This is a genomic window from Roseomonas chloroacetimidivorans (assembly GCF_049629625.1).
Classification (GTDB): domain Bacteria; phylum Pseudomonadota; class Alphaproteobacteria; order Acetobacterales; family Acetobacteraceae; genus Roseomonas; species Roseomonas chloroacetimidivorans.
This window is the reverse complement of record NZ_JBNBZS010000046.1, coordinates 1-8,391: the sequence shown is the minus strand read 5'-3', so window position 1 is coordinate 8,391 and position 8,391 is coordinate 1. Positions and strand designations below refer to the sequence as shown.

The 8,391-nt window shown below is 64.2% G+C and carries 8 protein-coding genes; all 8 read left to right on the top strand.

Translation table 11 applies throughout. The annotated features are described in order from the left end of the window. A partial coding sequence (locus ACO1BU_RS25185; protein WP_424138729.1) for a chemotaxis protein CheB occupies positions 1 to 331 on the top strand: 331 nt, incomplete at its 5' end. After that, positions 328 to 1,356, top strand: a complete 1,029-nt coding sequence (locus ACO1BU_RS25180) for a GGDEF domain-containing response regulator (RefSeq protein ID WP_424138728.1) — start codon at positions 328 to 330, stop codon at positions 1,354 to 1,356. The genes ACO1BU_RS25185 and ACO1BU_RS25180, both read left to right, overlap by 4 nt. A 598-nt stretch (positions 1,357 to 1,954) precedes the next feature. Beyond that, positions 1,955 to 2,236: a hypothetical protein gene (locus ACO1BU_RS25175; RefSeq protein WP_424138727.1), complete on the top strand. Its 282-nt coding sequence runs from the start codon at positions 1,955 to 1,957 to the stop codon at positions 2,234 to 2,236. A gap of 139 nt (positions 2,237 to 2,375) precedes the next feature. Next, entirely contained in the window at positions 2,376 to 4,535 is a 2,160-nt protein-coding gene (locus ACO1BU_RS25170; RefSeq protein WP_424138726.1) for an amylo-alpha-1,6-glucosidase, read from the top strand. 1,048 nt (positions 4,536 to 5,583) lie between these two features. Then, entirely contained in the window at positions 5,584 to 6,048 is a 465-nt protein-coding gene (locus ACO1BU_RS25165) for an Hsp20 family protein (RefSeq protein WP_424138725.1), read from the top strand. Positions 6,049 to 6,180: 132 nt separating this feature from the next. Further along, positions 6,181 to 6,543 carry an SPW repeat protein gene (locus ACO1BU_RS25160; RefSeq protein WP_424138724.1) on the top strand — a complete coding sequence of 121 codons (363 nt, stop codon included), beginning with the start codon at positions 6,181 to 6,183 and terminating at the stop codon, positions 6,541 to 6,543. A gap of 10 nt (positions 6,544 to 6,553) precedes the next feature. After that, the gene (locus ACO1BU_RS25155) at positions 6,554 to 6,847 is read left to right on the top strand and encodes a hypothetical protein (protein WP_424138723.1); all 294 of its coding nucleotides are present in this window, start codon (positions 6,554 to 6,556) and stop codon (positions 6,845 to 6,847) included. A 387-nt stretch (positions 6,848 to 7,234) separates the two neighbouring features. Next, positions 7,235 to 7,711: a hypothetical protein gene (locus tag ACO1BU_RS25150; RefSeq protein ID WP_424138722.1), complete on the top strand. Its 477-nt coding sequence runs from the start codon at positions 7,235 to 7,237 to the stop codon at positions 7,709 to 7,711. Positions 7,712 to 8,391: the final 680 nt, after the last annotated feature.

Below are 8,391 nucleotides of genomic sequence, written 5' to 3'. Positions count from 1 at the left end.
CTCGCGGCTCGGCTACACGCCCGAGCCGCGGGACTATGTCTACCGTCCTTCCGTCGATGTCTTCTTCCACAGTGTCGCCCAGTTCTGGAAAGGCGATGCCGTTGGCGTGCTCCTGACCGGCATGGGCCGCGACGGAGCGCAAGGGCTCAAGGCCATGCGAAACAAGGGCTGGCACACGATCGCACAGGATCGCGCGACCAGCGCCGTCTACGGAATGCCCAAGGCCGCTGCCGAGATTGACGCGGCAGCCGAAATCCTGCCGCTGAACGGCATCGCGGCACGACTGACCAGCGCCATGCGCGGCTCCGCTGGGAAGGAACCGACTGAATGATCACCGAAACGCCGTCCTCCTTCCTGGGGTTTCCAGCCCGGGATGACCGCCCGGCCATGGTGCTTCTGGTCGACGATCAGGTGATGATCGGCGAGGCGCTGCGCCGGATGTTAACAGGCTCGCCCGGCATCGACTTTCACTACTGCTCCGATCCCAACAAGGCCATCGCGGTGGCAAAGGATGTCCGGCCGACGGTGATCCTGCAGGATCTCGTCATGCCCGGCGTGAGCGGGTTGGATCTGGTCCGCCATTACCGCCAGGACCCGTCAACACGGGATATCCCGGTGATTGTTCTGTCCACCAAGGAAGATCCACAGATCAAGAGCGAGGCGTTCAGCGCGGGGGCGAATGACTATCTGGTCAAGCTTCCGGACAAGCTCGAGTTGGTCGCCCGCGTGCGCTATCACTCCCGTGCCTATCTCAGCCAACTGGAACGCGACGAGGCCTATGAGGCGCTCCGCGTCAGTCAGCAGAACCTGGTGAAAGCAAACCTGGAACTGCAACGCCTGACCAAGATCGATGGACTGACGGGCATCAGCAACAGGCGGTATCTGGACGAATACCTGGCGATGGAATGGATTCGCGGCGCGCGAACGGGAAGCCCCATCGGCGTTGTCATGATCGATGTGGATGAGTTCAAACGCTATAACGATACTTATGGGCATCTGGCCGGAGACGACGTTCTGAAGGCGGTCGCCGGATGCATCCAGCGCCATTGCAGGCAATCGATCGACCTCGCGGCCCGTTTCGGGGGCGAGGAATTCTCGATGGTTCTCTCGGAAGTCTCGCTGGATTATCTGGAGGATGTCGGTAACCGTCTGTGCCGCAGTATTGAGGGACTCCGATTGCCGCACCGCGCGTCTCGGGTGGGCGACCATGTCACTGCCAGTGTCGGCGCTGCCCTGGCCATTCCCCCCGAGAACAGCGCACCCACGCTTCTTCTGGAAGCGGCGGACAAGGCCCTGTACTTATCGAAGACTGCCGGACGAAATCGCGCGACGGTCATGCGTGACAAGGCGACGTAAGCTGTAGCGGGGCGCCTGCGCTCCGCCAGCACAGGAGCCTGGCCCATCTTCCCTGCCAGCCTGGGGCCAAGGCGCCGGAGGATCCCGCCCTCCCCGCCGGGCCGGAAGAGCTCCTGGTCGCCCGGCCGCAGAGAGGCGGGGAGGATCGTTCAGCGGCAGAACGGGTGCTCCGGGTATCACCGGGGCAGCCTGCCAGCTCCTACTCAGTCAGGGCACGCGGAGGACACCCGCTCACCCGCCCGGACCACCTCCTGAGGGCCGGCGGTCGGCTTCGGATAACGCGCATTTCCAGCGCCACGGCCACCATTCCTGGCACCTGAGGGCAATCCTGCCACCTGGTACGGAAACAGTGGCCAAGCCCTGTCAGACAGGTCTTGAAACAACTTTTCCCTGTCCTACCTCGCCTGCCGCCAGATGCCACACGGTGGGTCTGGACCGGCTCTGCCGGCCTGGTTTTCGGTCCATGTTGCTCAATGGAGGATATGGATGTGGAAGTTTAGCTCTCTGATCGGCCGCTGGAAGCAGCGCGGGCGCGGCTTCTATGAACGGTGGTGCCGCGGCCTGATTTCTCACCTCAGCTTCCGCTGATGAGGTTCCCATGAACAACTCTGCCTGGGCGGCCCGCAGACAGGACGCGGAGCGGCTTCTGAAAGTCTTCCGCCAGTTCGGGCCGGACGGCCGGGCCATTCCGGTTTCCAGCCTCTCCGTTTATGCGGGCTTTGGAGCCAGCAGGACGCGTCTCGCCGCGGCCCTTGCACATCTACTCTCGGCCGGCCTGATCCGGCAGGCAGGCGCGGATCCGCTCGCGAGTGAGCGGGCATACCGGCTTGCACAGCCCCTCGGCCACACAATGCCCGAGCAGCAGAAGGTAGCAGCCTAACCGGGGAGCCAACCGGGGCACAAAGGTCCAGGCGGCCGGTTGGGATGGCCGGCGCGCAGCCTTCGGCTTGCCGATCGAGGCCGCCAAGGCGGCCATCGGTGTCCTGGGTGCTTCAGCATCCGACCGAGAGCATCTGAAAATGTCCACCCTTCTTTCTTTTCCGGTCGATCAGCAGAGCAAGGACACCGCGGAGAAGCCTGGTTCAACCGCCCAGAAATTCGTCCTCAAGCAGGGCGACACATTTCTGGTCGCGGATGCCCTGGGCGATGTGGACGCCAGCGATGATGGGCTCTTTCACAATGACACCCGCATCCTGTCTCGCCTGATCCTGAGATTTGCCGGCCAGGCCCCCTGGCACCTCGGCACGGCCATCAGCCATGACAATGTTTTCTTCACGGCGAATCTGACGAACTCTCCCCTGCCCCCGCTCGGAGGTCCGCCGACCCCGGAGGGCGTGATCCACATCGAGCGCAAGCGCCTGCTGTGGAAAGACCGGATCCGTGAGCGGCTGCGCTTCACGAACTACGGCACCGAGATGGTGGCCCTGCCGATCTCCATCCAATTCGGTGCCGACTACCGGGACATGTTCGAGGTGCGCGGCCAGCCCCGTCCGGCACATGGCCGGCTACTGCCTCCCAAGCTCGGCGAGGCACATGTGCTTCTCGAATATGCGGGCCTGGACGGCGTACACCGGGCCACATCGGTCGCCTTCTCCGAAACACCTTCTCGCCTCACGGCGGAACGCGCGGAATTCGTCATTGAGGTCCCGGAGGCGGGTTCGACAGAACTCTACATCGAAATCGGCTGCGGGGCACCGGAGCGGCCTGCAAGGCAGCGTTTCCGGGCAGCGGCCGCATCCGCGATATCCCTCGCGCGGCGCAAACGCTTGCGCAGTGCGCGCCTCATCACGCAAAGCCGGCTCTTCAACGCGTGGATTGATCGCTCCCAGGCTGATCTTGCCCTCCTCACGACGGAGTTGCCGACGGGGCCCTATCCGTATGCGGGAATTCCCTGGTTCTCGACCCCATTCGGGCGGGATGCGGTGATCACCTCCCTGCAGACACTCTGGCTAAATCCGGCCCTGGCCCGCGGTGTCCTCTCCTTCCTCGCGCGAAGCCAGGCACAGGAAACGTCGCAATTCCGTGACTCCGCGCCCGGCAAGATCATGCACGAGACCCGTAAGGGTGAGATGACGGCCCTGCATGAATTGCCATTCGGGAAGTACTATGGCGGCGTCGACACCACGCCGCTCTTCGTCGTTCTTGCCGGGGCCTATGCCGATCGCACGGGCGACATCACCTTTATCGAGGAGCTCTGGCCAGCATTGGTCTCGGCGATCGAATGGGCCGAGGGCGCAGGAGACTCCAACAGCGACGGCTTCCTCGACTACGCGCGTGCCGCCAGTACGGGCCTTGCCAACCAGGGCTGGAAGGACAGCGGTGATTCGGTGTTCCACGCCGATGGCCGGTTCCCGGCAGGCCCGATCGCACTCGTAGAGGTGCAGGGTTATGTCTTCGCTGCCCTCCTTGCCATGGCCGACCTCGCACAGCGACTGGGCAAGACGGAGGCGTCCCAGCGCTGGCGGCGGAGGGCCGACCAACTACGAACTGCCGTCGAGCAACGCTTCTGGATGGAGCAGGAGGGCTTCTACGGCCTGGCCCTGGATGGGCGGGGTGAGCTCTGCCGGGTACTCGCCTCAAATGCAGGCCATCTGCTCTTTACGGGTCTCGCCACGCCCGAGCGCGCCGCAAGAGTGACGGCACGTCTCATGTCCGGCCGGTTCAACTCCGGCTGGGGCATTCGCACGCTGGCCAGCGGTCAGGCCCGGTTCAATCCAATGTCGTATCACAACGGCTCGGTCTGGCCCCATGACTCAGCAATCTGTGCCGCCGGAATGGCCCGCTACGGTGCCCGCGACCAGGCGGTTCGGCTCCTGGACCAGATGTTCGAAGCCGCCGTGCAGTTCGACATGCGGCTCCCTGAACTCTTCTGCGGCTTCCCTCGCTCATCGGGTGAACCGCCGATCCCGTATCCGGTGGCCTGCCTGCCGCAGGCCTGGGCGGCAGGGTCCCTCTTCATGCTGCTGCAGGCGTGCCTCGGCCTGAGCATCGATGGCTGGCGCGGGGAGATCCGCATCGATCGCCCGCGCTTGCCGAGCGGCGTGAACCGCCTCTCGCTGCGCCGGCTCATCGTCGGACAGGAACAGGTCGACCTGACTTTCGAAAGAATGGGGGAGCGGGTCGTGGCCTTCGCCGATGGAACCGACCAGAGCGGGGTCGCCATCCGGGCCCAACTCTAGGAAACGGTTGATGCTGCGCCAGCCCCGGGCAGCATCGCCTCCCTTAGCGCCATAAACGAGTGCACCAACGGCGAGGGAGAGACACGACTCTGCCTTCCGGAGGCCGGCAGAACGGCCTTTTCCGCCCTCCTCCGGCCGGTGAGGCGGATTTCGGCCCGAATGGTTTTTCCACCGAGCCGCCGGTATCAGCGGCTCGGCGCCGGGTCGAAGGTCGCGGGTGGCTGGCGCTGAGCAGTCCCATTCTCGGGAAGCGACGGGGCGGGAACGGCAAAGAAACGCTCGACCAGAGGTCCGACGATCTGGAGGCAGCTTTGTGTTGGCTCCGCGAAGCCGCATCGGACCTCGACCTCGTCATTGCCTCTGCGCAGGCGAAGCACAGTGCCGCCCCTTGGGCGAACGCCGTCGCCGCCAAGCCGCCGGGGCCCGGCCTGGTTCTGCCCGCCAGTATCCTGGCCGGCCCTTTGCGCCGCTTCAGGGTTTGGGACGAGCATGACCGCTCCGGGCGGCATGCCCATCGAACGCGGCACGAGATAAATGGTCCCAGGCCCCTCGCCGCTCTCCGACGGCTGCCCATCTCCTGAGCCAAGCGGGCCGGCCGGAACATTCTGCGCAGGAGGGTTGGGCTGGGTAGGTCGGTCCGGGGCAGGAACCTGCGCAAGTCCCGAGGACACCCCGAACATTATCAGCCCCGCGCTGACCACAAGAAGCCGCATCGCCATCCATCCGATACGAGTCTTTCCGCCACGGCCAAAGCTGCGGCCTGGCAAAGGACAGAACGCACTGAACAAGACAGGGCCCTCATCAAATTCTCTCTCACGGCCAAGTTTGGCACGAGGGTCATGCGGCTTGGGCCACCAGGAGGATGATTAGCTGCCAAGGCAGACGAGACGGCAGCTGGCCCGCCGATCACTTACGCGCCGTCCATGGCCTTTAGCGTCCCTTGAAACGGAATCAGCAGCCACCTAGCTCGCTAGGCGCCAAGCGCCGTCATGCGGGTTTGGCGGGTGCCTCTCGCTCATACCCATGTTGCTCAATGGAGGATATGGCTATGGAGCTCATGGATTTCGCTTCCCTTGGGCGGCCACCGATCAGCTTTGGCCGCATGTTCTCGCTGCGGGAAAGCAAGGGGCTTCTGGAGCCGGCTGACGACTACCCGCCCTGCAACATCGAGAGGACGGGCCAGGACTCCTATCGGATCGTCCTGGCAGTTGCGGGCTTCGGCTCCGACGATCTCGATATCACCATGCAGCCGAACCTCCTGACGGTCAGCGGCAGGAAGGCAGGCAGCGCGGCTCGCGGCGAAGCCTGTTTCCATGACAGCATCATCCAGCGGCCATTCCGGCGCGTGTTCCCTCTGGGTGACTACGTTCAAGTTACGGGCGCGCAGCTGACGGATGGCCTGCTGATTATCAATCTCGTGCATGACCTTCCGGAAGCCATGAGGCCACGGCGCATCGAGATTGCCGACGGGCCAGGCCGGCCGGCGCAGGTCAGCACGACACGGCTGGAATAAGCTCTGCCCGGCGAACCCATTTGGCGGGGCATGACGGAATGATGTGCCTTCGGGTCACGGTCCCGGTCAGCCTCGCCGCATCCCTGCAGGCTTCGATCATTCCTCCCACGGAGGAGAGCGATGAACAGAGCAATGAGGAGCAAAGTAAGACCTTCTGATATCGTCAATTCAATCGCCGCTTTCTGCCTCTTTCTCTCGCCCTGGATCCTCGGATTTTCCGCGGAGTGGCCTGCCGCTGCCTGGAACGCGTGGCTGACAGCCATCCTGCTTGCCGTCTACGCCCTGGCTGCGTCGCGCAGTTCCGGCGAATGGGCCGCCTGGACCAAAGGTGGAGAGGGAACCATCGGTCTATGGGCGATCTGCTCACCATGGATCATGCACTTTTCCACGAACCAGCCAGCGATGTGGAGCCACGTGGTCGTGGGCGCCGTCGTGGTGGTTGCCACGACGCTCGGCCAGATCTGGCCACGCTGGCATGGCACCAGAACGGCATGAGGAGAGCCCCATGAAGCGCGGTATCATTTTGCTGACCAGCCTGCTCCTCCTGGGGGCGGCCACGGCCCAGGCGGGCATGGCAGACGCACGCAACACCAATTTCGGGCATGGAACGGAGTCCGCCTACACGGCGGCTCTGAACGTGCTTGCCGCTGACGGATGGCGCGATATCCGCGATCTGCGGCGGGAGGGTGATTTCGTGCGCGCGACCGTGCGAGGCTTCGATGGCCGTAGGAGGTCGGTGCTGGTCGATCCTCGAACAGACGTCGTCCTGCCGGAGCTCGAAACGGTGAGCGAAGACTGACGGGTCAAGCCGCAAGCGGCCGTCACCAATCGGCGGTGCCGGCCCTTGAAGGAGGACGGATGTGTCAGGCGATATCCTCCAGTCCATAAGGACGAAGCCGCCGGTCGTCCGGGCAGCGCCTGGCTGGACTGCATCCCCCCGCTTCCTCGTGATCTCCCGGAATCACGTGGTGCATGCAGACCGGAAGATCGGCGGGCTTGGTTGGAGATGGGTCCGGCGGATCTTCGAGCGCCAGTTCACCGGCGAATGCATGGCCCACACTATCTCTCCATCCACGAGGATATGGCTGGGGAGCACCCTCGTCCGGCGCGGCAAAGCATCGGAAGCACGGCAACGCCTCATGCGAGGAGTGGCAAGAGGACGCGGCACAATTTTGGAGGGTAAGCGATGACCACCTGGACGCGCGTGACCGACCCTGATGAGGCGGCGGCTTTGCTGCCTGCCTGGTTCGCCACGCGCATGATGAGCACCCGTGGTTCCTACGGGTTCCTTCTTGCCACCGGGGACGTGGTACGCGTGAGCCGGGTGACGGCGGTCCACATCGCCTCCGACGGACCGATCCTGATTGATGTGCTGCTCGACTACCCCGGCGTCCCGGGCGGGGTGGATGCGGCATGGCAGCCGAAGCATTTCCTCGGCGCGCCAGTACCGGGTGCAAATCTGGCGACCCTCAACCTGGCCCAGGTCATCATGGCCGTGGAGTTCACCGTGGCTGAAATCGCTGAGCTAGCGCATGACGGGAACATTGCTGCCGCAGCCGCCGATCCGATCGCACTGCCGGACCCGGACGATGCAACGCAGGCAGGCTATATCCGCCCAGACCACGGGGTAGATGCAAGAGCGGTAGCACCGGCAGGATCTTGAATGACGTCTCGGCCGCCATAACTCGCCAGAAGGCCGAATGCTCAACCGAGGTTGGCCCGGCTTCCCGCCATGTTGCTCAAGTGAGGATATGGTTATGCGGGTGACGAGATTTCGTCCTCCGTTGCTCCAGGCGGCGGCTGTGATTGTCGCTGCTCTCATCCTGGCGCTTCCTACCGCTTCTCATGCCTTCTGGCGGGGCGGCGTCTTCATCGGCGTTCCGCCGGTTGTTGTTGGCCCTCCCATCTACTATCCGCCGCCCGTCTACTATGTGCCGCCGGTGCTTTATGGGCCCGCGCCATCCGGGCAAAGCTGCTACGCGGGCGCTTATATCTGTCCCCTTACCGCACCTGCTGCGGTTGGCGAGCCTTGTTCCTGCCGCGCGAACAATGGCGGCCGCGTATCCGGGCGAGCGGGATGAAGGCACCGCTCGCATAACGCCTAGGAACGGCGCTGTTCCGGGTCCAGGCCAGGGCTTCTGTTGGGCAGCCTTTCAAGCTCCTGGAGCAGGGTCCGCAAGGCGAGATCACGAACCTTCTCACGTCGGATAACAACCGTATCCATCCGGCCGGGGCCGCGGGCTATCGAGCGCAGACGTGCTGACCGCGCTCACCGCTTCTGGTCGAGGCAGAGTTCCTTGAGGCTTTCGATGCCGTGCTCGGTGAATTTGAGCGTCGCGCGAT